The 25,101-nt window shown below is 50.3% G+C and carries 22 protein-coding genes; 16 read left to right on the top strand and 6 right to left on the bottom strand.

All coding sequences use genetic code 11. From position 1 onward, the window contains the following. Nucleotides 1-23: 23 nt before the first annotated feature. From I2D83_RS10230 to I2D83_RS10215, 4 genes are all read right to left on the bottom strand, one after another. Entirely contained in the window at nt 24-773 is a 750-nt protein-coding gene (locus I2D83_RS10230) for a LytR/AlgR family response regulator transcription factor (protein ID WP_182099653.1), read from the bottom strand. After that, nucleotides 770-2,515: a sensor histidine kinase gene (locus I2D83_RS10225; protein WP_205948043.1), complete on the bottom strand. Its 1,746-nt coding sequence runs from the start codon at nt 2,513-2,515 to the stop codon at nt 770-772. Before I2D83_RS10225 ends, I2D83_RS10230 begins: the two co-directional genes overlap by 4 nt. A gap of 165 nt (nt 2,516-2,680) precedes the next feature. Further along, on the bottom strand, nt 2,681-4,849 hold the full coding sequence (locus I2D83_RS10220) for a sensor domain-containing phosphodiesterase (protein ID WP_181828455.1): 2,169 nt from the start codon (nt 4,847-4,849) through the stop codon (nt 2,681-2,683). 395 nt (nt 4,850-5,244) lie between these two features. After that, complete coding sequence (locus I2D83_RS10215; RefSeq protein ID WP_015840119.1) at nt 5,245-5,502, bottom strand: hypothetical protein; 258 nt, start codon at nt 5,500-5,502, stop codon at nt 5,245-5,247. A 389-nt stretch (nt 5,503-5,891) separates the two neighbouring features. Between I2D83_RS10215 and I2D83_RS10210 the strand changes: the two genes are divergently transcribed. From I2D83_RS10210 to I2D83_RS10200, 3 genes are all read left to right on the top strand, one after another. Beyond that, entirely contained in the window at nt 5,892-6,626 is a 735-nt protein-coding gene (locus tag I2D83_RS10210) for an XRE family transcriptional regulator (RefSeq protein WP_180776897.1), read from the top strand. Nucleotides 6,627-7,110: 484 nt separating this feature from the next. After that, nucleotides 7,111-7,461: a Mor transcription activator family protein gene (locus I2D83_RS10205; RefSeq protein ID WP_180776898.1), complete on the top strand. Its 351-nt coding sequence runs from the start codon at nt 7,111-7,113 to the stop codon at nt 7,459-7,461. A 443-nt stretch (nt 7,462-7,904) separates the two neighbouring features. After that, the gene (locus I2D83_RS10200) at nt 7,905-9,011 is read left to right on the top strand and encodes a 4Fe-4S binding protein (protein WP_205948042.1); all 1,107 of its coding nucleotides are present in this window, start codon (nt 7,905-7,907) and stop codon (nt 9,009-9,011) included. Nucleotides 9,012-9,060: 49 nt separating this feature from the next. On the opposite strand, the gene icd is transcribed toward I2D83_RS10200, so the two are convergent. After that, the gene (icd, locus tag I2D83_RS10195; protein WP_015840115.1) at nt 9,061-10,314 is read right to left on the bottom strand and encodes an NADP-dependent isocitrate dehydrogenase; all 1,254 of its coding nucleotides are present in this window, start codon (nt 10,312-10,314) and stop codon (nt 9,061-9,063) included. A 131-nt stretch (nt 10,315-10,445) separates the two neighbouring features. Here icd and rluE point away from each other — a divergent pair, with 131 nt between their 5' ends. The 8 genes from rluE (at nt 10,446) to I2D83_RS10155 (ending at nt 18,698) form a co-directional block, all read left to right on the top strand. Further along, nucleotides 10,446-11,072 (top strand): 23S rRNA pseudouridine(2457) synthase RluE, encoded by a 627-nt coding sequence (gene rluE / locus I2D83_RS10190; protein WP_205948173.1) that lies wholly within the window; start codon nt 10,446-10,448, stop codon nt 11,070-11,072. Further along, nucleotides 11,065-11,511, top strand: coding sequence for an NUDIX hydrolase (locus I2D83_RS10185; RefSeq protein WP_181828453.1), 447 nt, complete (start codon nt 11,065-11,067; stop codon nt 11,509-11,511). Before rluE ends, I2D83_RS10185 begins: the two co-directional genes overlap by 8 nt. Nucleotides 11,512-11,649: 138 nt before the next feature. Then, a complete protein-coding gene (gene mnmA / locus I2D83_RS10180) occupies nt 11,650-12,756 on the top strand; it encodes a tRNA 2-thiouridine(34) synthase MnmA (RefSeq protein WP_015840112.1) in 1,107 nt (368 codons plus the stop codon). Between the two features lie 2 nt (nt 12,757-12,758). Continuing rightward, entirely contained in the window at nt 12,759-13,397 is a 639-nt protein-coding gene (gene hflD, locus I2D83_RS10175; RefSeq protein WP_205948041.1) for a high frequency lysogenization protein HflD, read from the top strand. A 150-nt stretch (nt 13,398-13,547) separates the two neighbouring features. After that, on the top strand, nt 13,548-14,918 hold the full coding sequence (gene purB / locus I2D83_RS10170) for an adenylosuccinate lyase (RefSeq protein WP_205948040.1): 1,371 nt from the start codon (nt 13,548-13,550) through the stop codon (nt 14,916-14,918). A gap of 382 nt (nt 14,919-15,300) precedes the next feature. After that, nucleotides 15,301-15,990 (top strand): two-component system response regulator PhoP, encoded by a 690-nt coding sequence (gene phoP, locus I2D83_RS10165; protein ID WP_015840109.1) that lies wholly within the window; start codon nt 15,301-15,303, stop codon nt 15,988-15,990. Then, nucleotides 15,987-17,441: a two-component system sensor histidine kinase PhoQ gene (gene phoQ / locus I2D83_RS10160; RefSeq protein ID WP_205948039.1), complete on the top strand. Its 1,455-nt coding sequence runs from the start codon at nt 15,987-15,989 to the stop codon at nt 17,439-17,441. The genes phoP and phoQ overlap by 4 nt, the downstream gene beginning before the upstream one ends. Before the next feature lie 135 nt (nt 17,442-17,576). After that, a complete protein-coding gene (locus I2D83_RS10155) occupies nt 17,577-18,698 on the top strand; it encodes a ribosomal protein uL16 3-hydroxylase (protein ID WP_205948038.1) in 1,122 nt (373 codons plus the stop codon). Between the two features lie 76 nt (nt 18,699-18,774). On the opposite strand, the gene pepT is transcribed toward I2D83_RS10155, so the two are convergent. Next, the gene (gene pepT, locus I2D83_RS10150) at nt 18,775-20,007 is read right to left on the bottom strand and encodes a peptidase T (RefSeq protein ID WP_015840106.1); all 1,233 of its coding nucleotides are present in this window, start codon (nt 20,005-20,007) and stop codon (nt 18,775-18,777) included. A gap of 358 nt (nt 20,008-20,365) precedes the next feature. Between pepT and potA the strand changes: the two genes are divergently transcribed. The 5 genes from potA (at nt 20,366) to I2D83_RS10125 (ending at nt 25,071) form a co-directional block, all read left to right on the top strand. Next, entirely contained in the window at nt 20,366-21,481 is a 1,116-nt protein-coding gene (potA, locus tag I2D83_RS10145; RefSeq protein ID WP_205948037.1) for a spermidine/putrescine ABC transporter ATP-binding protein PotA, read from the top strand. Beyond that, entirely contained in the window at nt 21,465-22,325 is an 861-nt protein-coding gene (potB, locus tag I2D83_RS10140; RefSeq protein WP_205948036.1) for a spermidine/putrescine ABC transporter permease PotB, read from the top strand. Before potA ends, potB begins: the two co-directional genes overlap by 17 nt. Beyond that, nucleotides 22,322-23,098, top strand: a complete 777-nt coding sequence (gene potC / locus I2D83_RS10135) for a spermidine/putrescine ABC transporter permease PotC (protein ID WP_205948035.1) — start codon at nt 22,322-22,324, stop codon at nt 23,096-23,098. Before potB ends, potC begins: the two co-directional genes overlap by 4 nt. A 90-nt stretch (nt 23,099-23,188) precedes the next feature. Then, a complete protein-coding gene (gene potD, locus I2D83_RS10130) occupies nt 23,189-24,232 on the top strand; it encodes a spermidine/putrescine ABC transporter substrate-binding protein PotD (protein WP_205948034.1) in 1,044 nt (347 codons plus the stop codon). A gap of 206 nt (nt 24,233-24,438) precedes the next feature. Beyond that, nucleotides 24,439-25,071: a YbhB/YbcL family Raf kinase inhibitor-like protein gene (locus I2D83_RS10125; RefSeq protein ID WP_205948033.1), complete on the top strand. Its 633-nt coding sequence runs from the start codon at nt 24,439-24,441 to the stop codon at nt 25,069-25,071. Nucleotides 25,072-25,101: the final 30 nt, after the last annotated feature.

Raw genomic sequence — 25,101 nt, 5'->3', positions numbered from 1 at the left:
CTGAAACGCGGAATGAAATGCCTTTAAAGACGCATCAATGACCTGAATGCCTTTATCTTGCTCCGGCTTACCGGCACTTCAAAATCCAGATCGTTCAATCGCAGGATATAAGTATTGTTAAACCACGGCACAATTTCACGGATTTTCGTCAGGTTGACGCAGTAAGAACGGTGGCAGCGGAAGAAGTACTCTTCCGGCAAACGGCTACAGAATTCCGTAATATTCATCGGCATGATGAATTCCTCACGTCGGGTATAAACCAGCGTGACCTTTTCCTGCGCCGCGGCGTAATAGATATTGTTAATATCCGTCACGATAATTCGCTCGTCTTTCATCAGGTTAATGGTGTGCTGTGCGCTTCTCGGTGCGCCAGACGCCGCGCCGGTTTCGACAGCGGATGCCATTTTCTGCTGTTGCCAGGTTGCTTCCAGCTTACGCAGCATCGTGACAATACGTGATTCATGATACGGCTTAAGAATGTAATCAAAGGCTTCGACCTCAAAGGCTTCCACCGCATGTTCTTTGTACGCGGTAATAAAAATAATGTAGGGCTTATGTGCAAATTTGCTGATATTTTGCGCCAGCCAGACGCCGTCCAACGAGGGAATATTGATATCCAGAAAGATCGCATCGACCTCGTTATGTTGCAGATACTTCAGTACATCCAGTCCGTCATCAAATGTCGCCTCAATCGTAATATTACTGTGCTGTTTGATGAGGTAACTCAGCTCTTGCTGCGCGAGGAACTCATCTTCAACAATAATGGCTTTCATGGGTTGCCTCCTGTTTGTTCAGCAGCAGAATATCCCGGCTGCGGCACCTGAACGGTATCCGGCAAGGCCGACGGTATTTTATCTTCTCGTGGGATGTAGAAATAAATCTCGGTTCCGGGTTCCAACCGGCGAATATGCAGACCATCGCCATAGAGCAGGCGAACCCGGTGATGGACATTCAGCAGGCCGATTTTATTCCCTGGTAGTTCATTGCGCGCGACGCGATCCATCGTTTCCTGACTGATGCCGTGCCCCGTGTCTTTTACCGCCACCAGCAATCTGTCGCCCTGCTCCTTCACGGACAGCACCACGGTTCCTTTACCTCTGCAAGGCTGAATACCATGCACAATCGCGTTTTCTACCAGCGGCTGAATTAATAAGCTGGGGATCTTATACGCCAGATCGTCATCGATGTCGTAAATCACCGTGAGCTTGGCGCCAAATCGCGCCTGCTCAATCGCGATATAATCCTGTATTTGGTACAGCTCTTTTTTTATATCGATCAGCGCATCATCGTTAAGCTCAAGGTTATAGCGCAAATACCGAGACAGATTGATCACCAACTGACGCGCGGTATCGGGATTAATACGAATCGATGAGGAGATCGCGTTCAGCGCATTAAAAAGAAAGTGCGGATTGATTTTACTTTGCAGCGCTCTCAGTTCCGCCTTATTTGCCATATCACGCAGTTGCTCGGTGCGGGATACCTCAATTTGCGTTGACATGATTTGTGATAAACCGACGGCCATCACGCGTAATGAATAGGTAATTTTGTGGGCATGACGATAATAAATTTTCAGCGTCCCGGTCACCTGCCCATGTTCCCACAACGGAATGACAATCATCGAATGGATTTCCGGCGTCAGGTGCTGTTCATCATTATTTTTAATGATGATTTTCCCGTCATGAATCGCCTGTTGCGTCATTGGACTGATAATGTCGTGGCCGATATTATATTTTTCTTCCCCAATCCCCACATAAGCCTGAATATGCTGCGTATTCGTTATCGCCACCGCGTCCGCATTAATCTCGGTGCGAATAATGCGACAGATAGCCGTCAGTGAATCACTGTTAATATTGCGGAAATACGGCAGAGTTTTATGCGCGATATCCAGTGCGAGCTTGGCTTGCCTGGCAGCAATCACCTCTTTTTCATTCGCCACGCTCTGTACCAGCAAGACGATCAGGCCAATACAAACAGAGCCGAGAATCATCGGCACCGCAATTTTTGAAACAATATCCAGCCCTAACGCGATAGGCGTCGCCCATGCCACAACCAGCAGCATAGTTAACGACTCACACAACATGCCGCCCAGAATCCCGATGCTCCACTGCTGCTCTTTTTTGACTTTCTTATTGATGTAGCCAGAAGTGATACCGGCGATGATGCTGGTAATCAGGCAAGGCACGGAAGTGATACCATCGATATCAATGAGATAACGGTGCACTCCCGCAATGATACCCGTCGCAATCCCCACCCAGGGGCCGAAGAGAATACCGCCAGACATCACGGCAATGACGCGCACGTTGACGAGCGACCCTTCAACATTAATACCGGAATAGGTACCGAACAGCGCAAACAGTGAAAAGATGGCGGTCACCGTCGCTCGCTCTCCCGGCGAGTGTTGCTCTTTTTGCAGTAATTGCCGGAACTGGCGTGTTCTGGTGAGGAAAAACAGGCAAATCAGCATCAGCGCGGCGCGGTCAAAGACCGCAAGGAGCATCTCAAATATTTCGTGCACGGGACATCCGGTACAGGTTTACAAGCCTGCACTATAGAAAAAATGTGATCCGGATTCCACTTTTTAGTCTGTTAGCTTCGTGTGCAGCGCGAAAGTATGAAAGCCAGCGAACGCTGGCTTTTGAGAAAAGAGAGCTCGCACACCGTTATCCGTCTATTTACGAACTTAAACGTCTATGGGCTTATTCAATTTCAGTAGCTGAGTAAACTCCTCCGCAGGCATCGGATGCCCAAACAGGTATCCCTGTGCTTCCTCACACCCTTTGCCCCGCAGTCGTTCGCTCTGTTCTAATGTTTCCACACCCTCTGCAATTACGCCCAAGCCAAAACTTTTCCCGAGATACAGGATCGCCCGGACAATCGCCGCGTCAGGCGGAGATTCACACATGGTTCTGACAAAAGTCTGATCGATCTTCAACCGCGTCACCGGGTAGTTTTTCAGCATACTGAGCGACGCATAGCCCGTCCCATAGTCATCAAAGGCAATACCGATTCCCGCGTCACGCAGCGCCTTCAACGGTTGCAGCATATTTTCATCATAACGCAGGATGATATTTTCCGTGATTTCCAGTTCCAGCGAGCTTGGCTGCAATCCTGTACGCGCAAGGATATCCATAATTTTTTGCGCCAACATGCCGGTACGAAACTGTGCGCTGAAAAGATTAATGCTGATGCGGAAATAGCGGTCACTCTCCCGACACCATTCCGCCGCCTGTCGGCATGCCGTTTCGACGATCCAATCACCGACTCGCTCAGCCCACGGGCCATTCTCCAGCGCGGTAAGAAAGGCGGCAGGGCTAAGTAACCCTCTTTCCGGGTGACGCCAGCGCAGCAGCGCCTCTGCGCCAACAATCTCATTTGTCGCCAGCTTCACCTGTGGCTGATAAAACATCTCAAATTCATGCTGCTCGTAAGCCCGCACAAACTCGAGCTGGAAGGCATGCTTGGCCTGAAAGACTTCAAGCAGTTCGCGCGTAAAAAAGCGGTAACAGTTTCGACCTTCGGATTTCGCCTGATACAGTGCTAAATCCGCGCTGGTCAAAAGATCCTGCACGGTCAGCCCATATTCTGGATACAACACCGCGCCAATGCTGGCGCTAATATTGATTTGATGATCGTCAATAATCATCGCCTGCGAAATTTCATGAATAATTTGCTCAGCAATTTTGCCCGCGACTTTTTTATCATTCAGACCGGGAAACAACAGCGCAAATTCATCCCCGCCCATTCGCGCCACCACATCACCGGAGCGAACCGTAGCTTTTATTTTTTTAGCAACGTGCACCAGAATATTATCGCCGCTGGAATGCCCCAGGCTGTCATTCACATCTTTAAACCCGTCCAGATCCACCATCATGATGCAGACCGCAGGTTCATTCTTTAGCGCTGTTTCCAGATTGGATGTCAGCAGCGTTCGGTTTGCCAATCCGGTTAACGGATCCAAATGCGCCAGCAAAAACAGGCGTTCTTCGTTGCGCCGCCGCTCTGTAATGTCACGCAATATTGCGCCATAGCTAATATTGTCGTTGTCTTCCCACATTGAAACCGACAATTCAACCGGAACCAGGCTACCGCTTTTGGCTTGCACATTCAGTTCCAGCGTCACGCCTTTCATCAGCGAATCACGATCGGTAACCAGGTGATTAAGCTGCACAACAAAGGCATCGGGCACGATGGTATTAATACTGCGGCCAATGATTTCTTCGTCAGTATATTCCAGCATATGTTCCGCAGCGGTATTCCAGAAGGTAATCATCCCCTTCTCATTAACGCACAGAATGGTATCAGGCGAGGTATTGGCAATATTTTCAAAACGAACCTGACTGGCTTTACGCGCCAGCTCCAGACGCCGCATTTCCAGCTTGTCCATCACTAATGAAGCCAAATCCTGCAAATTATGCTCATCACGTTTAGTGAATGTCGATCGGGGTTTCAAGTCGATAATGCATAAGGTGCCAATGGCATGCCCGGACGGCGTAATTAAAGGAATGCCAGCATAAAAACGAATGTAAGGAACGCCCACCACCAGCGGGTTATTTCTAAAACGCGCATCCTTGAGTGCATCAGGCACCACCATGATCTTTTTCTTCAGGATCGTATGCGCACAGAAAGAGATATCGCGAGACGTTTCACAAAAAGGAACCCCCACGCTGGCAGCAAACAGTTGGCGTTCAGCCTCCACTAACGACACCAAAACGATGGGCACATTAAAGATGTTAGCGGCCAGGCTAATCAGGTTACTCAGACTCGGGTCAAATAATACGTTCTTAATTCCATACTCACGAAGAGCAGCAAGACGTTTGTCTTCATCTTTGCTTACTGGGGCACGGCTCATGGGTTCCCCCCTCCCATCGTATTTAATGTTCAGATTAGACAAAAATTTAGCTATAAATCCAAAATGTTGCAGCAATGAGCACGATAAGAACAGCGGGCCCGCGTTATCAAACCAAAGCCCCTTCTCTTGCCTAGAATCACGACGCGCGGTGGCTGAGTGTTGAGTATGGCAAAAGATCCAGACTCTATCATCCCTTCGAATCATTAATAATAACAAGTGGAAGTGTCAATTAAGATGATAGATGAAAAGCGAAATAGAAAGATAGCGACGTACTCACAACGTTGAACGATGGAGGCCAAAAAGAAAGGGAACGGTTGGTATATTCAAGCCTTCACGACAGGATAACGACAACATATTATCAAGTTATTAACAGAATATAACCAACCGGAGAATCATCAGGCAGGGAAATAGGTTATTGAATGCTCAGGTGTGTCATTTTTTGCTCGGATCACGACATCCCAAATCCCAGTATAAGGTACCGTTAAATACACTTCGCCTTCCGCATGGCAGCAAATAGAATCCTGCGTAGCACTATTCTCTTCAGCTAGCGCTTCCTGTTCACCATTGCTCATTTGTACTTCAAATGTATTTGCACATCGAACAATTACCGTATCACCACCAAACAGACTTAAACACGTGCGAATTACAGACATACATCCTCCGCGACACGCAGTCATGCGCATGCTTAATGAAACGAATTGATTGGTTATATTTCCCACAGCGGGATTTTCATAAGAGCAAAATGCATGCGGTCGGATTGTGATTTAGATCAAGTGAAATACACCTTTAAAGCAAATCAGGGGTGGAATAAGATGATACTATGACTGCATGATATTTATTAGGATTTTTGATAGTCGTCAGTAATGCCGACGTTGTCTCACTTATCCAAGCGAGTTTGCTGCCCCCAAAAAACAACTTAAATCGTTTCTAAGTTGTATTCATCAGCAAATCTTGCCCCTATCAATGAGAGATAACTTTGGTTTTTTTTAAACAAGATTAATACTTGCTTGATAAGCAACAACCTAAGTTGTACATTGAACGGATGAAAACGACACTTGCAGAACGATTAAAGACCGCCAGAATCGCACAGGGGCTTAGCCAAAAAGCGCTTGGCGACCTGATTGGCGTATCTCAGGCCGCCATACAGAAGATCGAGGTGGGGAAAGCGTCGCAGACAACCAAAATTGTTGAGCTTTCCAATGCACTACATGTTCGCCCTGAATGGTTGGCAAACGGCGAAGACCCAATGCGTAGCGACGGGGTGACTCGACCAGTTCAGGAATCGAGCATTCCGCCAAAATCAGAATGGGGCACCGTATCAGCTTGGGACAGCACGACAGAACTATCAGAGGACGAGGTGGAAGTGCCCTTTTTAAAGGATATTGAGTTTGCCTGCGGCGACGGACGCATTCAAAGCGAGGATTACAACGGCTTTAAACTCCGTTTTTCTAAAGCAACGCTGCGTAAGGTTGGCGCCAATACGGATGGTTCGGGCGTGCTTTGTTTCCCGGCGGCTGGCGATAGTATGGAACCCATAATTCCAGATGGAACCACCGTCGCGGTTGATACCAACAACAAACGCATCATCGATGGAAAGCTCTACGCTATCGCTCAGGAAGGCGGTGGTAACGATAAGCTCAAGCGAATCAAGCAGCTTTACCGTAAACCTGGCGGCCTTCTCGTCATCCATAGCTTCAATCGCGAGGCTGACGAAGAAGCTTACGAATCAGAAGTCGAGATCATTGGCCGCGTATTCTGGTATTCGGTGCTGCTATAGTCCCGATACTGGCGGTATCCGTGCCATAGTCGTCTCTCTTTTCCTCTTACCAAAGCCGGTGGATCGATACGGACACCGGCTTTGTGTTGCTGCCGCTAATAGCCGCGTTACGAATAAACGCTGCGCCGCTAAAAAACGTTTACCCTCTCCCAGATAACCTTACCCACACGCAACAGTTTTATACAATCACCATGCTATTGTTTCATCAACCCTTGTTGATGTTGTGTTATTCATCCTGTCTCTGTGTTCCTTTCCCGCCTTTATGGCGGGATTTTTTTGTCCTTCATCTGGCCTTTTATGTGCGCAGCCTCGCAGGTTGTCATTTCTTTTTACAACCAAAAACAACTCAAATTAAAACTAAAGATGTTGACATGAAAACAACTATAGTTTTAAATAGACACATAGCAGCAGAGCAATCTCTGCAAAGGCAACAACCCAGTTTTCACGTCAGTAACAACACACATGCATAACAATAAGGTGATTTATGACTGAACCACAATTTCGCAGTAAAGGCCCTGAGCTTCTGGTCGAACTTTCTCAACACGTGGCCGATACGGTCAAAAACGTCACAGAGTTGGATCCGCAAACAGCCGAGCTGGTCGGCAATGCCGTTGCCAAACATATGATGACCGTCTGGGGCGGACAAAACGTTTATTTCCCAATGGGAATATCCTGGCGTGCTTCTCAGCGCGATCTTCAAATCTATGAAGAATTTGACGGGCGCAATCACAGTGCGCTGGCCAAAAAATATAATGTCTCGCTGCAATGGATTTATAAGATTGTCAGAACAATGCGAAAAGAGGAATTACAGGCCAAGCAACACTCTCAGGCATAATGCAAAAAAGTCATAAATTAAAAAATCAGGCGATAATTAAAATAAAAACGATGATCTAATAACAACGATAGTTTCTATTTTTAATTAAAAACAAATTAAATCATTAGAATTGTGGCAAATGCAGCAAGGTATTGTTATACGCGGATCCCGTGCAACACATGCAATTTGATGTATGGTAGATACCTACAACTATAGTAACTTTTGGTAATTAATAGAATGGGTACGTTTACGTATCCATTCTTTTTATATCTCCAGCATTTTTGATCTTCCTGCACTCTTTCCCCTCTTCTTATTCAAATCACTCAGCTAAAAAAATCATAAACTTGCATTTATAATGCACAAATCAATTTTTAACTATTAAACGCGTGATAACGTTGCCCCACAATCCCGCCGGCATGTTGAGAGTGTCGAGTGAAAAAAATAAATGGGGGCAATTGAGAGCAATGAGTGAAAAAGCGAGAAAGCGGTGGCAACGCCGTTCTGGAACCATCGGCGGTAAACGTCTCTGGAACGATTGGCGCAATGCTCTGACCTGGCGTAGAGCAATACAAATTCTTCTGCTGGCGATCAACGTTTATATCGGTATCACCTTCTATTTTTGGGTTCGCTACTTTGAAACCGGTGGGACGAGCCTTTATATGACAAGGCCAGGCGGCATTGAAAGCTGGCTGCCCATTGCTGGATTGATGAACGCTAAGTTCACATGGGAAACGGGCCATTTCCCCCCTATCCACCTTGCGTCAATGCTATTACTTGTTGCGTTTATTCTTATTAGCCTGTTGCTGAAAAAATCCTTCTGTTCCTGGCTGTGCCCTATCGGCACGATTTCCGAATGGGTAGGTGCATTGGGGAAAAAAATAGTTGGCCGTCACTTCATTCTTCCGAAGTGGCTGGATATTCCGCTGCGCAGCCTGAAATATCTGTTACTAGGCTTTTTCCTTTATATCGCCTTATCGATGCCGGCACAGAGCATTTATATGTTCCTGATGTCGCCCTATGGCCTGATCGCCGACGTTAAAATGCTCGGCTTCTTCCGCAATATCGGCACTATCACGCTGGTTTGCGTTTTTCTCTTCACGTTTGCCAGCCTGTTTGTCCGTCATTTCTGGTGTCGCTACCTCTGTCCCTACGGTGCGCTCATGGGAATATTTTCGCTGCTGTCCCCCTTCAAAATTCGTCGCAACACCACCAGTTGTATCGACTGCGGTAAGTGCGCCAGAGCCTGCCCGTCTAACATTCCGGTGGATAAGCTAATTCAGGTGAGAACGGCGGAATGCACGGCCTGCATGACCTGCGTCGAATCCTGCCCGGTGGCATCAACGCTCCATTTTTCGCTTACAAAACCCTCAGGCTCGCAGGCAGACAGCGAAGCAACTAAACCACTATGGCGACAAACCGCGCTGTCCGGTATTACGATGACGGTGCTGGTACTCGGTATTCTTTTCGGCATGATCGGTTTTGCGATGTACAGCGGCGGCTGGGACAGTCCGATTCCCGAGCACATGTATTTCCGGCTCATTCCCGGCTCACAGAGCATTGGTCATCCATAAAAAAAGGGGCCAAATTGGCCCCTGATTTTCATCTGCGCTGAATAGCAGATTACATGTTGTCGATGATGTCCTGCGCGAACTCGCTACATTTCCGCAGCTTAGCGCCTTCCATCAGACGTTCGAAATCGTAAGTCACGGTCTTGTTCTTGATCGCGCCTTCAACGCCCTTAACAATAAGATCAGCCGCTTCGAACCATTGCAGGTGGCGTAACATCATTTCAGCAGACAGAATAACGGAACCTGGGTTCACTTTATCCTGACCGGCATATTTTGGTGCCGTACCGTGCGTGGCTTCAAACAGTGCACATTCGTCACCGATGTTCGCGCCAGGGGCAATACCGATACCGCCAACCTGTGCCGCCAAGGCATCAGAAATGTAGTCACCGTTCAGGTTCATACAGGCGATCACATCGTATTCAGCAGGACGCAGCAGGATTTGTTGCAGGAATGCATCGGCGATTACGTCTTTTACGACGATCTCTTTACCGGTGTTCGGGTTCTTGATTTTCACCCATGGGCCGCCATCGATCAGCTCACCGCCGAATTCTTCACGCGCCAACTGGTATCCCCAGTCTTTAAACGCGCCTTCGGTGAATTTCATGATGTTGCCTTTGTGCACCAGCGTCACGGAATCACGGTCGTTGGTGATCGCGTATTCGATTGCGGCGCGAACCAGACGTTTGGTCCCTTCTTCGGAACACGGCTTCACGCCGATACCACACTGCTCAGGGAAACGGATTTTGTTAACGCCCATTTCTTCACGCAGGAATTTGATCACTTTGTCTGCTTCAGCAGAACCCGCTTTCCACTCGATACCTGCATAAATGTCTTCGGCGTTTTCACGGAAGATCACCATGTCGGTCAGCTCAGGCTGTTTAACCGGGCTAGGTGTACCTTCGTAGTAGCGTACCGGACGCAGGCAAACATACAGATCCAGCTGTTGGCGCAGTGCAACGTTCAGAGAACGAATACCACCGCCGACTGGCGTTGTCAGCGGGCCCTTAATCGCCACACGGTATTCACGGATCAAATCCAGCGTTTCGTCTGGCAGCCAGACATCTTTACCGTAAACCTGCGTGGATTTTTCACCGGTATAGATTTCCATCCAGGAAATCGCGCGCTTGCCCTGATAGGCTTTCTTCACGGCGGCGTCAACGACGTTGATCATGGCAGGCGTTACATCGATACCAATGCCGTCACCTTCGATAAAAGGAATAACCGGATTGTTTGGAACAACCAGTTTGCCTTGAGCATCAACCGTGATTTTCTGACCTTCTGTCGGTACAACTACTTTGCTTTCCATTAACCTCTCCTTCGAGCGCAATTTTGTTAATGACTTGTAAGATGCGTGTCAATACTACTTGAATATTTAGCCCGCGCCAATCGCAAACCATTTCGAGTATAATGCTTTTGTTTTCCGCGACTATAAAGATGATGAATAAATTCCCTGTTAAAAATCACAAAGTTAAACGATTCAGCTCACAGCCGGCAAGAAAAAGGCAACCTGACAATGCGCCGCGCCGAATCGTTTTGTTCAATAAACCCTTCGATGTCCTGCCACAATTCACTGATGAAGCCGGACGCCGCACGCTAAAAGACTACATTCCGGTTAGCGGTATTTATGCCGCCGGTCGTCTGGATCGCGACAGCGAAGGTCTGATGATTCTCACCAATGACGGCAAACTTCAGGCTCGACTGACCCAGCCAACGCAAAAAACGGCCAAAATTTACTATGTTCAGGTCGAAGGTATACCTGACGATGCCGCACTGACGCGCTTTCGTAGGGGTCTGGATCTGAATGATGGCAAAACGCTGCCCGCTGGGGCAGAAATCGTACCCGAGCCTAGCTGGCTATGGCCGCGTCATCCCCCCATACGTGAACGTAAAAGCATCCCTGACTGCTGGCTAAAAATAACGCTGTATGAAGGTCGTAATCGACAGGTCCGTCGTATGACGGCGAATATCGGTTATCCTACATTGCGTCTGATTCGGTACGGCATGGCCAATCAGACGGTAGAAAACCTGTTACCCGGTGAATGGAAGGAGATAGCGGATGTTTAAGCCCCATGTGACAGTTGCCTGTGTGGTACAGGCCGAAAACCATTTTCTGGTCGTCGAAGAGTTGATTAACGATAAATTATTGTGGAACCAGCCGGCAGGCCATCTGGAAGCGGACGAAACGCTGATTCAGGCGGCAAGCCGTGAACTGTGGGAAGAAACCGGCATTCAGGCCACGCCGCAGAGTTTCTTACGTCTGCACCAATGGATCGCGCCCGACAGCACGCCCTTTTTACGCTTTTGCTTCGCACTCGATCTGCCTGAGCGGGTCGCAACCCAGCCGCATGACAGTGATATCGAATGCTGCCGCTGGCTGACCGCCGAGGAAATTCTGCATTCTCGCCAGCTTCGTTCGCCGCTGGTGGCTGAAAGTATCCGCTGCTATCAGCAGCCAGAACGCTATCCGTTAACGGTACTGGGCGCGTTCAACTGGCCGTTCTAGGCATTCTGCTATTCCTGCCATGCGCGAGCGAGCCAGCGCATGGCAGGAATAGCGATGCAGCCCTCGGTTCAACATGCTAAAATACGCCGCTTGTTTTTCGCATCAATGCGTCAGTAAATTTCAGTTCGTGAGACTTCCATGTCAGATAACAGCCAGAAAAAAGTGATTGTCGGTATGTCCGGCGGTGTTGATTCCTCCGTTTCCGCTTACCTGTTACAGCAACAGGGCTATCATGTTGAAGGCCTGTTCATGAAGAACTGGGAAGAGGACGACGACACGGAATATTGCTCAGCAGCCACTGACCTCGCCGATGCGCAGGCCGTTTGCGACAAGCTGGGTATCGAATTACATACCGTCAACTTTGCCGCTGAATATTGGGACAACGTGTTTGAACTCTTCCTTGAAGAATACAAAGCGGGCCGTACTCCCAATCCCGATATCCTGTGCAATAAAGAAATCAAATTCAAAGCCTTCCTGGAATTCGCCGCCGAGGATCTCGGAGCCGACTATATCGCGACAGGTCACTATGTTCGTCGTCACGACGTTGACGGCAAAAGCCGTTTGCTACGCGGCATGGACGGCAACAAAGACCAGAGCTATTTTCTTTATACGCTGAGCCACGAGCAGATCGCACAAAGTCTGTTCCCGGTCGGTGAACTGGAAAAACCGCAGGTGCGCAAGATCGCCGAAGAGCTCGAGCTGGCAACCGCGAAGAAGAAAGACTCTACCGGTATCTGCTTTATCGGCGAGCGCAAATTCACTGATTTTCTGGCGCGTTACCTGCCCGCACAGCCGGGTCCGATTCTGTCCGTCGACGACAACAAACCGATGGGACAACATCAAGGGCTGATGTACCACACGTTAGGACAGCGTAAAGGCTTGGGCATCGGCGGCGTCAAAGATGGCGGCGAAGATCCTTGGTATGTGGTGGATAAAGATGTCGCCAACAATATTCTGTATGTCGCACAGGGCCACGAACACCCTCGCCTGATGTCGCACGGCTTAATCGCACAGCAGTTGCATTGGGTTGACCGTCAGCCGCTAACCGCTGAATTACGTTGTACGGTGAAAACCCGTTACCGTCAGGCGGACATCCCTTGCACCGTCACGCCGCTTGGTGACGATCGTATTACCGTGCGTTTTGATGAGCCCGTTGCAGCCGTAACGCCCGGCCAATCCGCCGTTTTTTATCTGGACGACGTGTGCCTTGGCGGCGGCATCATTGAAGAACGCTTACAGGAGTAACCGTGGCTAAGAATTATTATGAGATTACGCTGGCGTTAGCGGGCATTTGCCAATCAGCGCATATCGTCCAGCAGTTGGCCCATACGGGTCACTGTAATAACGATGTGCTGCATACCTCGCTGAACAGCGTGTTGAACCTCAATCCGGCGTCCACGCTGGCCGTTTACGGTAATGACGAGCAAAACCTGAAAGTTGGGTTGGAAGCGCTGTTAGGCATTCTGAACACCAGCAGTAATAAAGGCGCGGGGGCTGAATTATCACGCTATGCCTTCAGCCTGATTGCGTTAGAACGCAAGCTAAAAGCAAAGCCTGCCGCGCTTGACGAATTGGGCAAACGCATCGGGCAGTTAGAGCGCCAGTTGGAGCATTTTGACCTGCTTTCCGAAACGATTGTGAGCGCACTGGCGGCGATTTACGTAGATGTCATCAGTACGCTGGGGCCACGTATTCAGGTTACCGGTTCACCGGAAGTGCTGAAAAACAGTCAGGTGCAGGCGAAAGTGCGCGCTGCGCTGCTGGCCGGTATCCGCTCTGCGGTACTCTGGCAGCAAATTGGCGGCGGGCGCTTGCAGTTGATGTTTTCACGCGGCCAGTTGGTCAAAGAAGCGAAACAGATATTGGCGCGTTGCCCATCCGTTTGATGGTATTCTTGCCGCTATGCCTGACGCTGGTGTGATTAACGCCAGCGTCACTAAACCCGTTGCTGTTATTGAAATGGCTTATTGTTATTGAAATTCGCCGTTCTTATTGAAACTAATCGTTATTGAAACCAATCTCAGGAGTTGCTTGCGATGGAATTATCCTCACTGACCGCCGTTTCCCCTATCGATGGACGCTACGGCGATAAAGTCAGCACGTTGCGCACCATTTTCAGCGAATTCGGTTTGCTGAAATTCCGTGTGCAGGTTGAAGTACGTTGGCTGCAAAAACTGGCAGCCTGTGCAGAGATCCAGGAAGTTCCTGCATTTGATGCTGACGCAAACGCTTTCCTTGATAAAATTGTCGCCGAATTCAGTGAAGAAGATGCGGCTCGCATTAAAACTATCGAGCGTACGACCAACCACGACGTGAAAGCCGTTGAGTACTTCCTGAAAGAAAAAGTTGCTGCGATTCCAGCACTGCACGCCGTCAACGAATTCATTCACTTCGCCTGTACTTCAGAAGATATCAACAACCTGTCTCATGCGTTGATGCTGGATTCTGCTCGCCGCGACGTCATCCTGCCGCACTGGCGTCAAATCATTGATGCGCTGAAAACGCTGGCGCAGGAATACCGCGATATCCCGCTGCTTTCCCGCACACACGGTCAGCCCGCCACGCCATCCACCATCGGTAAAGAGTTCGCGAACGTGGCCTACCGTATGGAACGCCAATATAGTCAACTGCAACAGGTTGAGATTCTGGGCAAAATTAATGGCGCCGTCGGTAACTATAACGCTCACCTGGCGGCCTACCCGGAAGTGGACTGGCATCAGTTCAGCGAAAGCTTTGTCACCTCGCTGGGCATCAACTGGAACCCGTACACCACGCAGATCGAACCGCACGATTACATCGCCGAGTTGTTCGATTGCATCGCGCGTTTCAATACGATTTTGATCGACTTTGACCGTGATATCTGGGGCTACATCGCACTGAATCACTTCAAACAGAAAACCATTGCAGGCGAGATCGGCTCCTCCACCATGCCGCATAAAGTGAACCCAATTGATTTCGAAAACTCGGAAGGCAACCTGGGTCTGGCAAATGCCGTTCTGGCGCATCTGGCCAGCAAACTGCCGGTTTCTCGCTGGCAGCGTGACCTTACTGACTCGACCGTGCTGCGTAATCTGGGCGTCGGCGTTGGCTATGCGCTGATTGCGTATCAGGCCACGATGAAAGGCATCAGCAAACTGGAAGTGAACCGCGATCGTCTGGCTGACGAATTGGATCACAACTGGGAAGTGTTAGCAGAGCCGATCCAAACGGTCATGCGCCGCTACGGGATTGAAAAACCGTACGAGAAATTGAAAGAGCTGACGCGCGGCAAACGCGTGGATGCCGCGGGTATTCAGGAATTTATCGATGGTCTGGCATTGCCGGAAGCGGAAAAAACGCGTCTGAAAGCCATGACGCCAGCTAACTACATCGGCCGCGCGATTGCGATGGTCGATGACCTGAAATAACCGTTCTCAATCCCGATCGCAATCTCTCTCTGGCGGGCGCCCTGCCCGCCAATTTTGTATAAGACCAAGCATTTCCAGCCTGTTTAAACCCGGTTTACCCTCCCTGTGGATAATTTAGCAAATAAAATAAATAGCTTTCTCTGCGTATAATGTTGATACGCGGAAGTAGCAGTGGCATACGTGAAAGATAGCGTGCATAAAAGTATTTCGAATACAATTCCCTAAATCATTCAAGTTGCAAGACAAAACGTCTACGTTTTGAACAACGTAACGCGCTGACCCGCAAGGGCGAAGCTCAGAGATGAGCCAAGTATTGCTAACGCACATGTAGCTTGAAGCATGACGGGAATATGACCCTATCTATTCGACAGAGGATATAACGATGCGGATTCTGGTCGTTGAAGATAATGTATTATTGCGTCATCACTTAACCGTTCAGATGAACGAAATGGGGCATCAGGTTGACGCCGCGTCTGACGCCAAAGAAGCGGATTACTTCCTGCATGAGAATATGCCGGACATCGCGATTGTCGATCTCGGGTTGCCCGATGAAGATGGCATGAGCATGATTCGCCGCTGGCGCACTCATCAGGTCAAACTCCCGATTCTGGTGCTGACGGCCCGTGAAGGCTGGCAGGACAAAGTGGCCGTGCTGGAAGCGGGAGCCGACGATTACGTAACGAAACCGTTCCATATGGAAGAGGTCGTTGCGCGCCTGCAAGCGCTGATGCGGCGCAACAGCGGCCTGGCATCGCAAGTCATCAGCCTGCCGCCCTTTGAGATCGACTTATCGCGCCGAGAACTGGTGATCCACGGTTCGCCTATCAAGCTCACCGCGTTCGAATACACCATTATCGAGACACTGATTCGCAACAAAGGAAAAGTCGTCAGCAAAGAGTCGCTGATGCTACAGCTGTACCCGGATGCAGAACTACGGGAAAGTCATACCATCGACGTGCTAATGGGGCGACTGCGTAAGAAAATTCAGCAGGCTGAAGCGCCGGATGTGATCACTACCGTGCGTGGACAAGGATATCGTTTTGATATTGATACGCCGTCAGGCTCAGTATGAGAGATAAGAGGCTGCCCTTCTCGCTTCGTATTCGTTTTTTACTCGCGACAGCGGCCATCGTGCTGGCGTTGTCGCTAGCCTATGGCGTCGTCGCCATTATCGGCTACAGCGTCAACTTTGATAAAACCTCATTCCGCCTGCTGCGCGGTGAGAGTAACCTCTACTACAGCCTCGCACAGTGGCGCGATAACCAACTGAACATCATCACGCCGCCCGACGTTGATATCAACTTTCCCACACTGGTGTTGATATACGATGAACACGGCAACATGATCTGGCGTGAAAAGCACGTTCCTGAGCTGGAAGCGCTTATCAAACCAGAATGGCTGAATAAAACGGCCTATCATGAGTTGGATACCGACACCGATACCAGCAGCGCGGTACTCACGGGCAACACCTTGCTGCTGAGCAGTCTGCGAGCGCTGAACGGCACACAAAGCAATGCGCTAACGCACTCCATCGCCGTGAACGTTTATCCAAAGACCGATCATCTTCCCTCCATCACGATTGTTGTTGTCGATCGCATTCCGCAAGAGCTTCAGCAGCAAGACGTCGTATGGGAATGGTTCAGCTATGTGTTGATCGCCAACCTGCTGCTGGTGCTTCCCCTGCTGTGGCTGGGTGCTCACTGGAGCCTGCGCCCTATTCAGCACTTGGTAAAACAGATTGCCGAGCTGGAAAAAGGCACGCGCGAACAGCTGGATGAAAATCCGCCGCGAGAGTTGTTCAGTCTGGTGAAAAACCTGAATATCCTGCTGAATAACGAACGCCAGCGTTACCATAAGTACCGCACAACGCTCACCGACCTCACCCACAGTCTGAAAACGCCACTGGCCGTCTTACAGACCACGTTACGCGCGCTGCGTACCGGTAAAGAGATCACTATCGATCAGGCTGAGCCCATTATGCTGGCGCAGATCAGTCGCATCTCGCAGCAGATAGGCTATTACCTCCATCGTGCCAGCGTGCGTTCCGAACATAATTTACTGATACGTGAGGTACACTCGGTTCCAGCGCTACTGGATGGCCTGTGTTCCGCGCTGAATAAGGTGTATCAGCGCAAAGGCGTGGTGTTGACGCTCGATATACCGCCCGAGCTCACTTTCGTCGGTGAGAAGAATGACTTCATGGAAGTGCTGGGCAATATTCTGGATAACGCCTGTAAGTACTGTCTGGAATTTGTCGAAATTAGCGTGCAGTACTCCGATCACAAGCTGCATCTGATTGTCGATGACGATGGTCCAGGCATCCACGAGAGCAAACGAGAAATGATTTTCCTGCGTGGGCAGCGCGCTGACCGCATGCGCCCAGGGCAAGGTATCGGCCTGGCCGTCGCCGTCGAAATTATCGAACAGTATCAGGGTGAGATCCTCATCAGCGACAGCGCACTGGGCGGCGCCCGAGTCGAAGCCATTTTCTCTCGCCAGAACCTGAGTCAGAATGAGGGGTGAAAGGCAGTACAGCGCGCGATGCTTCCGCTATACTTATTGCCACAATGCGGATTGTTTTAAAATACTGATTATTTCAAGAAAAATCATGTCTTCAAGAACAGTCATTTCCTCAAAAACGAGTTTCTGGAAAACAGTATGGACTATCAGCTCAATCTCGATTGGCAGGATTTTTTAGCGAACTACTGGCAAAAGCGCCCGCTCCTGATTAAAGGCGGCTTCACGAATTTTATCGATCCGATTTCACCTGACGAACTCGCTGGTCTGGCGTTGGAAAATGAGGTCGATAGCCGTCTGGTCAGCCATCAGAACGGACGTTGGCAAGTCAGCCACGGTCCTTTCGAGAGCTACGACCATCTGGGGGAAAGTAACTGGTCGCTGCTGGTGCAGGCCGTCGATCACTGGCATGAGCCCTCCTCTGCCTTGATGCAGCCATTTCGGCAACTGCCGGACTGGCGTACTGATGATTTGATGATTTCGTTTTCCGTTCCCGGCGGTGGCGTTGGGCCACATCTGGATCAATATGATGTTTTCATCATTCAGGGTACGGGACGTCGCCGCTGGCGCATTGGTGAAAAAATACCGATGAAGCAGCACTGTCCGCACCCAGACCTGCTGCAGGTCGAACCGTTTGAAGCCATTATTGATGAAGAACTGGAACCGGGCGATATCATCTACATTCCACCGGGTTTCCCACACGAAGGCTATTCGCTGGAGAATTCGCTGAACTACTCGGTGGGCTTCCGTGCGCCCAATGCGCGCGAGCTGGTGAGTGGTTTTGCGGATTATGTGCTTTCCCGCGAGCTCGGCAGCTATCGTTACAGCGATCCTGATATTCCTTCCCGTGAACATATTGCCAGCGTGCTGCCGCAAGAGCTGGATGCACTGCAAAAAATGATGCTGGATTTGGTGCAGCAGCCGGAACATTTCCAGAACTGGTTTGGTGAATTCATCTCCCAGTCCCGTCATGAGCTTGACCTCTCTCCGCCGGAACCGCCTTATCAGGCAGGCGAAGTGTATGAATATCTGCAACAGGGTGAACCACTGCGTCGTTTAGGCGGCCTGCGTGTCATCTGCGTTGGGGATAGCTGCTTCGTTAACGGAGAGAAAGTGAACAGTACGCACAAGGCGGCGCTGTTTGCATTAGCTGAGCACACAACTATTGATGCGGAACAACTGGGTGATGCACTGGAAGACCCTTCTTTCCTTGCGCAACTCACCGTGTTGATCAACAGCGGTTATTGGTACTTCGCGGATTAAGGCCAACCTGAATAGCGGTTTACACAATAATAAGGCGGGATATTCCCGCCTTATTCGTTTTTATAGAATAGAAGCGTTACGGCTTCGCACGCAGCGCCGTCAATTCGGCAATACGCATAATGACAGAAACCGCCTTTTCCATGCCTTCCAGCGTGACAAATTCATGTTTGCCATGATAGTTGTAGCCGCCGGTAAACAGATTCGGGCACGGTAAGCCCTGAAATGACAGGTGTGCGCCATCAGTGCCACCGCGAATCGGCTTCATATTCGGCTCAATATCGCAATCCCGCATCGCCTGCTGCGCCAGTGCAATAATGTGCGGATGCTGCTCAACCTGCTCACGCATGTTGTAGTAGGTATCGGTAATCGTGACTTCAATGTAGCAATCCGGGTGCAGCCCCGCGCCAACCTTCTCCGCAATATCCAGCATGGTTTGTTTACGCTGTTCAAAGCCGTTGCGGTCAAAATCCCGAACGATGTAATGCAAATCTGCACGCTCTACAGAGCCTTTCATGCTGTGAAGATGGTAGAACCCCTGATAGCCGTCCGTTTGCTCCGGTGATTGGCTCTCTGGCACCTGCTGGTGATAGCGAGAGGCGAGCGTAAGCGCGTTAACCATCACGCCTTTGGCGCTACCGGGATGCACATTGTTGCCCACAATTTTCACCTGAACCGAGGCGGCGTTAAAATTCTCATACTCCAGTTCCCCTACACCACCGCCGTCCACGGTATAGGCCCACTGTGCGTTAAATGCTTTAACATCAAAGAACTGTGCACCTTTGCCAATCTCTTCATCCGGCGTAAAGGCAACGCGAATATCGCCGTGCGGGAGCTGACTTTTTTTCAGACGCACCAGCGCAGTCATGATTTCCGCAATCCCCGCTTTATCATCCGCTCCCAACAGCGTTTTGCCATCGGTGGTAATCAGCGTATGCCCCAGTAGCTGGTGCAGCACCGGGAACATCACGGGTGACAGCACTTCGTCCCCCACGCCCAAGGCAATATCGCCGCCGCGATAGTTTTCCAGAATCTGCGGATTCACGTTTTTGCCGCTAAAATCCGGCGACGTATCCATATGTGAAATAAAGCCGATAGCCGGAACGGGCCAGGCAACGTTAGCCGGAAGCGTCGCCATCAGGCAGCCCTGCTTGCTGAGTACAACCTGTTCAAATCCCAGTTCGAGCAATTCCTGCTGCAACGCACGCGCCAGTTTCAGTTGACCGTCGGTGCTCGGCACCTGCCGAACGCCGGATTTAGACTGTGTATCAAATGAAACGTAGTTCAAAAATCTGTCGAGTAATTTATCCATCTTATTTATGCCCCCTGAACCCTGAAAGGCATTATGGATAGGGCTACCCCGGTAGATATTGCGTCAGGTCAGTTTTTTTCCGATTTAACAAACTGTCAGATCAGAATTCAGGCCAAAAAGCGGCTCACCCATCACGAAGAGTGCCCAAATCAAGTAACAATCGAGAAACATATACGTAAATTCATTGACTGAATCACCACCAGTTGGCCAGACGTAGGGCCACACAAGTTGGCGTTAAGCAACGTTTCCCGTAAAATACGGCCCTTACTACGCACGCTGTCTGAAAGGTGATAACCCTTGGTACGATCGCAACGGCGATACCGTTGATCGGCCAAATCAGGAAATAGAACGCTACCTAATGAAAGAAAACTCCCTGGCTGTGCCGGTCGTTGAATTGCTCAACGTCCATAAAGGCTTTGATGGTAAAGACATCATTTCACATTTTAATCTCACCATTAATAACGGTGAGTTCCTAACGATCCTCGGGCCATCCGGCTGCGGCAAAACCACCGTACTGCGCCTGATTGCCGGTCTGGAAACGGTCGATAGCGGCAATGTCATGCTGGAAAAGCAGGACATCACCCACCAGCCCGCCGAACAGCGACACGTTAATACTGTATTTCAAAGTTACGCCCTGTTTCCTCACCTCAGCGTGTTTGAGAACGTGGCGTTTGGTCTGCGTATGCAAAAAACGCCCGCCGCAGAGATTGCACCACGCGTGATTGACGCGCTGAAAATGGTGCAGTTGGAAGAACTGGCGCAACGTCGCCCGCACCAGTTGTCCGGCGGCCAGCAACAGCGCGTGGCTATCGCCCGCGCCGTCGTCAATCAACCAAAAGTTCTGCTGCTGGATGAATCCCTGTCCGCGCTCGATTATAAGCTGCGTAAGCAGATGCAGAATGAGCTGAAAGCGCTGCAACGTAAGCTGGGTATCACATTTATTTTCGTCACGCACGATCAGGAAGAAGCCCTGACCATGTCCGACCGTATCGTGGTGATGCGTGATGGACGCATCGAGCAAGACGGCACGCCGCGTGAAATCTACGAAGAACCGAAAAATTTGTTCGTCGCCAGCTTTATCGGTGAAATCAATATTTTTGATGCCATAGTACTGAAACCGTTGGACGAACAGCGGGTTCGCGCTCAGGTCGAAGGCCACGAGTGCACTATTACCGTCAGTTTCCCGGTCACCGTCGGCCAACACCTCAACGTGCTGTTACGACCAGAAGATTTGCGCGTCGAAGAACTGGGCGACGGTATGCAGGCGGAAGGCATGGTGGGCTACGTGCGCGAACGCAACTATAAAGGCATGACGCTGGAATCCAATATCGAGTTGGAAAACGGCAAAATGGTCATGGTCAGCGAGTTCTTTAACGAAGACGATCCCGACTTCGACCATTCACTCAACCAGAAAGTCGACGTCACCTGGGTGGAAAGCTGGGAGGTCGTTCTGCACGATGAAGAAGTCGCGTAAACGCTTTCAAAACACCATTATCACACTTATCGTTGCCTGGCTGGTGCTGTTTGTTTTCCTGCCCAACCTGATGATCATCGCAACCAGTTTTCTGACGCGCGATGACACGCATTTCGTCAGCCTGGTCTTTACGCTGGAAAATTACACGCGACTGGTCGATCCGCTTTATGCATCAGTCCTACTGCATTCGCTGAACATGGCGGTTATCGCCACGCTCTGCTGTCTGCTGCTGGGATATCCGTTTGCCTTTATTCTGGCGCGCTTACCGAAAAAAATTCAGCCACTGATGCTGTTTCTGCTGATTGTGCCCTTTTGGACCAACTCGCTGATCCGCATTTATGGGCTGAAAATCTTTCTCAGTACACGCGGCCATCTGAATGAATTTCTGCTCTGGACTGGCCTGATTGATACGCCGCTACGGATCATGTACACCTCCGAAGCGGTCATTCTCGGCCTGATTTACATCCTGCTGCCTTTTATGGTGCTGCCGCTCTATTCCAGCATTGAAAAGCTCGATAAATCCTACCTTGAAGCCGCTCGCGATCTGGGTGCCAATAAGTGGCAAACCTTTATTCGCGTGGTAATCCCGCTGACCATGCCGGGAATTATCGCTGGCTGCCTGCTGGTGCTGCTGCCCGCCATGGGACTGTTTTTCGTGGCCGACCTGATGGGCGGTGCCAAGAATCTGCTGATCGGTAACGTCATTAAAAGCCAGTTCCTCAATATCCGCGATTGGCCGTTTGGTGCCGCGACCAGTATCTGCCTGACGCTGGTCATGGGCGTGCTGCTGTTTATCTACTACCGTACAGCCCGCCTGCTGAATAAAAAAGGAGAGCTGGAATGACCGGACGCTTAATCCGCGGTGGGTTTATGTCCATCATTTACGCTTACCTGTACATCCCGATCATTATTCTGATCGTGAACTCCTTTAATCAGGCACGCTTCGGCATCAACTGGCAGGGATTTACGCTGGACTGGTATCGGCTACTGATGAACAACGATAGCCTGCTTCAGGCCGCGCAGCACTCACTGACGATGGCCATTTTTTCCGCAACGTTCGCGACGCTGATTGGCTCCCTGACCGCCGTCGCACTGTATCGCTATCGCTTTCGCGGCAAACCTTTTGTCGGCGGCATGCTGTTCGTGGTGATGATGTCGCCGGATATCGTTATGGCCATCTCTCTGCTGGTGCTATTTATGCTACTGGGCATCTCGCTTGGGTTCTGGTCGCTACTATTTTCCCACATCACGTTCTGCCTGCCGTTTGTGGTGGTCACCGTCTATTCGCGTCTGAAAGGTTTTGACGTACGGATGTTGGAAGCCGCGCGCGACCTGGGTGCCAGTGAAGTCATTATTCTGCGCAAAATCATTCTGCCGTTGGCGATACCAGCAGTAGCGGCCAGTTGGCTGCTCAGCTTTACGCTCTCGATGGATGACGTGGTGGTTTCCTCGTTTGTCACCGGCCCCGCGTATGAAATTCTGCCGCTAAAGATTTACTCGATGGTTAAGGTTGGCGTCTCCCCTGAAGTCAACGCGCTGGCGACGATTTTGCTTATTCTATCGCTCGTGCTGGTGCTCAGTAGCCAGCTGATTTTACGTGACCGCACCGGAAAATAAGGCAGCGACTCACGCGATGAATACCGCTATTTTCATACCGTTTGATATCAAGCAGGTATTTTCTTTGGGACCTATATGGAGGTAAATATAATGAAAAAGTGGCCACACCTACTGGTAGCCTGCGCGCTGGCGTTTGGCATCAGCACCGCCAATGCCAACGACGGTAAAACGCTCTATTTCTATAACTGGACCGAATACGTGCCGCCGGGCCTGTTGGAACAGTTCACTAAAGAAACGGGCATCAAGGTGATTTACTCCACCTATGAATCCAACGAGAGTATGTATGCCAAGCTGAAAACCTATAAGGACGGCGCCTACGATCTGGTTGTGCCATCAACCTATTTCATCTCCAAGATGAGCAAAGAAGGCATGCTGCAAAAGATTGATACCAGCAAACTCAGCAACTTCCATAATCTCGATCCGAACCTGCTGCACAAGTCCTTCGATCCGAACAATGACTACTCTATTCCCTATATCTGGGGCGCGACGGCGATTGGCGTTAATCATGAAGTGATTGACCCCGCCAGCGTTACCCGTTGGGCCGACCTGTGGGATACGAAGTATAAAAACAGCCTGCTGCTGACGGACGATGCGCGCGAGGTATTCCAAATCGCCCTGCGTAAGCTGGGTTACTCCGCGAATACCACCGATCCGAAAGAAATTGAGGCCGCGTATAAAGAACTGCAAGCGCTGATGCCGAATGTGCTGACGTTCAATTCAGACAACCCTGGCAACCCGTTTATCGAAGGCGAAGTCAATCTGGGTATGGTGTGGAACGGCTCTGCCTACGTGGCGCGTCAGGCAGGTACACCGCTAGATGTTATCTGGCCAGCAGAAGGCGGCATCTTCTGGATGGATAGCCTAGCGATTCCAGCCAACGCCAAAAACGTTGACGGCGCGATGAAGCTGATCGATTTCCTGCTGCGCCCGGAAGTGGCGGCACAGGTTGCGGAAACTATCGGTTATCCAACGCCGAATCTGGCAGCGAAAAAACGACTGCCGGCGGAGGTTTCAGGAGACAAAACGCTGTACCCGGATGAGGAAACCATCGCAAAAGGTGAATGGCAGAACGACGTTGGCAGCGCCAGTACGCTGTATGAAACCTATTTCCAGCAGCTAAAAGCGGGTCGTTAATCGCACACGCTATCGCGATACACACCAACTACGTCATAACGGCTTCCCTTATCGGAAGCCGTTTTTTCACATTGCTTCATAGCATCTAAAGCCCTCAAATTGACAGCGAAAAGCATTATCCTGACGGTATTAGGAAAATAATTGCGCGTCGCTTCTTCTATAATGATTCCACACCCACAAGAATCACGACGATAAGGAGCACCACCATGCTGCAACTCTCCAGCCACAGTTTTCAGGACGGCGAAACTATCCCAGGCGAGTTTGCCTTTGCCGTACCGGATGCAAATAACCACATTGCGCTGTCTTCTAATCATAATCCCCACTTTGCCTGGCGCGACGCGCCCGCAGGGACACAGTCTTTTGTGTTGATCTGCCACGACCCGGATGTCCCCAGCCGTGGTGACGATGTGAATCAGGAAGGCCGCGAGGTTAGCGCGTCTCTACCACGCGTCGATTTCTACCACTGGCTATTGTTGGATATTCCGGCCAACGTCAGTGAGATTCCCGCCGCTTCGCATTCCAATACGATTACCCCACGCGGGAAAGCAGGCCCGGATGCACCAACAGGCTTCAGACACGGCATTAATGATTACACCGCCTGGTTTGCCACAGACGAGCAGATGAAAGGCACCTACTATGGCTATGATGGCCCTTGCCCGCCGTGGAATGATGCGCTGGTCCATCACTACGTCTTCACGCTTTACGCCCTCGCAACGCCATCTTTAGCGATAGAAGGTGAGCTTAACGGAGCGAATGTCCGTGCTGCGCTCGCTAACGCCCCCGTATTAGCAGAAGCGAAACTCACTGGGCTGTATACGCTGAACCCAGCATTATTGTGATAATAAGTACGATAATGACGCATTATAAGC

The organism is Pectobacterium aroidearum, assembly GCF_015689195.1.
GTDB classification, from domain to species: Bacteria; Pseudomonadota; Gammaproteobacteria; order Enterobacterales; family Enterobacteriaceae; genus Pectobacterium; species Pectobacterium aroidearum.
Note: the sequence above shows the minus strand (reverse complement) of the source record. Positions and strands in the feature narration are given on the sequence as shown.

What these genes read in the sequence shown, in the direction of transcription:
- I2D83_RS10230 (WP_182099653.1), bottom strand. Translation starts at nt 773, where the DNA reads ATGAAAGCCATTATTGTTGAAGATGAGTTCCTCGCGCAGCAAGAGCTG.
- I2D83_RS10220 (WP_181828455.1), bottom strand. Translation starts at nt 4,849, where the DNA reads ATGAGCCGTGCCCCAGTAAGCAAAGATGAAGACAAACGTCTTGCTGCT.
- I2D83_RS10215 (WP_015840119.1), bottom strand. Translation starts at nt 5,502, where the DNA reads ATGTCTGTAATTCGCACGTGTTTAAGTCTGTTTGGTGGTGATACGGTA.
- I2D83_RS10210 (WP_180776897.1), top strand. Translation starts at nt 5,892, where the DNA reads ATGAAAACGACACTTGCAGAACGATTAAAGACCGCCAGAATCGCACAG.
- I2D83_RS10205 (WP_180776898.1), top strand. Translation starts at nt 7,111, where the DNA reads ATGACTGAACCACAATTTCGCAGTAAAGGCCCTGAGCTTCTGGTCGAA.
- I2D83_RS10200 (WP_205948042.1), top strand. Translation starts at nt 7,905, where the DNA reads ATGAGTGAAAAAGCGAGAAAGCGGTGGCAACGCCGTTCTGGAACCATC.
- icd (WP_015840115.1), bottom strand. Translation starts at nt 10,314, where the DNA reads ATGGAAAGCAAAGTAGTTGTACCGACAGAAGGTCAGAAAATCACGGTT.
- rluE (WP_205948173.1), top strand. Translation starts at nt 10,446, where the DNA reads ATGAATAAATTCCCTGTTAAAAATCACAAAGTTAAACGATTCAGCTCA.
- I2D83_RS10185 (WP_181828453.1), top strand. Translation starts at nt 11,065, where the DNA reads ATGTTTAAGCCCCATGTGACAGTTGCCTGTGTGGTACAGGCCGAAAAC.
- mnmA (WP_015840112.1), top strand. Translation starts at nt 11,650, where the DNA reads ATGTCAGATAACAGCCAGAAAAAAGTGATTGTCGGTATGTCCGGCGGT.
- purB (WP_205948040.1), top strand. Translation starts at nt 13,548, where the DNA reads ATGGAATTATCCTCACTGACCGCCGTTTCCCCTATCGATGGACGCTAC.
- phoP (WP_015840109.1), top strand. Translation starts at nt 15,301, where the DNA reads ATGCGGATTCTGGTCGTTGAAGATAATGTATTATTGCGTCATCACTTA.
- phoQ (WP_205948039.1), top strand. Translation starts at nt 15,987, where the DNA reads ATGAGAGATAAGAGGCTGCCCTTCTCGCTTCGTATTCGTTTTTTACTC.
- I2D83_RS10155 (WP_205948038.1), top strand. Translation starts at nt 17,577, where the DNA reads ATGGACTATCAGCTCAATCTCGATTGGCAGGATTTTTTAGCGAACTAC.
- pepT (WP_015840106.1), bottom strand. Translation starts at nt 20,007, where the DNA reads ATGGATAAATTACTCGACAGATTTTTGAACTACGTTTCATTTGATACA.
- potA (WP_205948037.1), top strand. Translation starts at nt 20,366, where the DNA reads ATGAAAGAAAACTCCCTGGCTGTGCCGGTCGTTGAATTGCTCAACGTC.
- potB (WP_205948036.1), top strand. Translation starts at nt 21,465, where the DNA reads ATGAAGAAGTCGCGTAAACGCTTTCAAAACACCATTATCACACTTATC.
- potC (WP_205948035.1), top strand. Translation starts at nt 22,322, where the DNA reads ATGACCGGACGCTTAATCCGCGGTGGGTTTATGTCCATCATTTACGCT.
- potD (WP_205948034.1), top strand. Translation starts at nt 23,189, where the DNA reads ATGAAAAAGTGGCCACACCTACTGGTAGCCTGCGCGCTGGCGTTTGGC.
- I2D83_RS10125 (WP_205948033.1), top strand. Translation starts at nt 24,439, where the DNA reads ATGCTGCAACTCTCCAGCCACAGTTTTCAGGACGGCGAAACTATCCCA.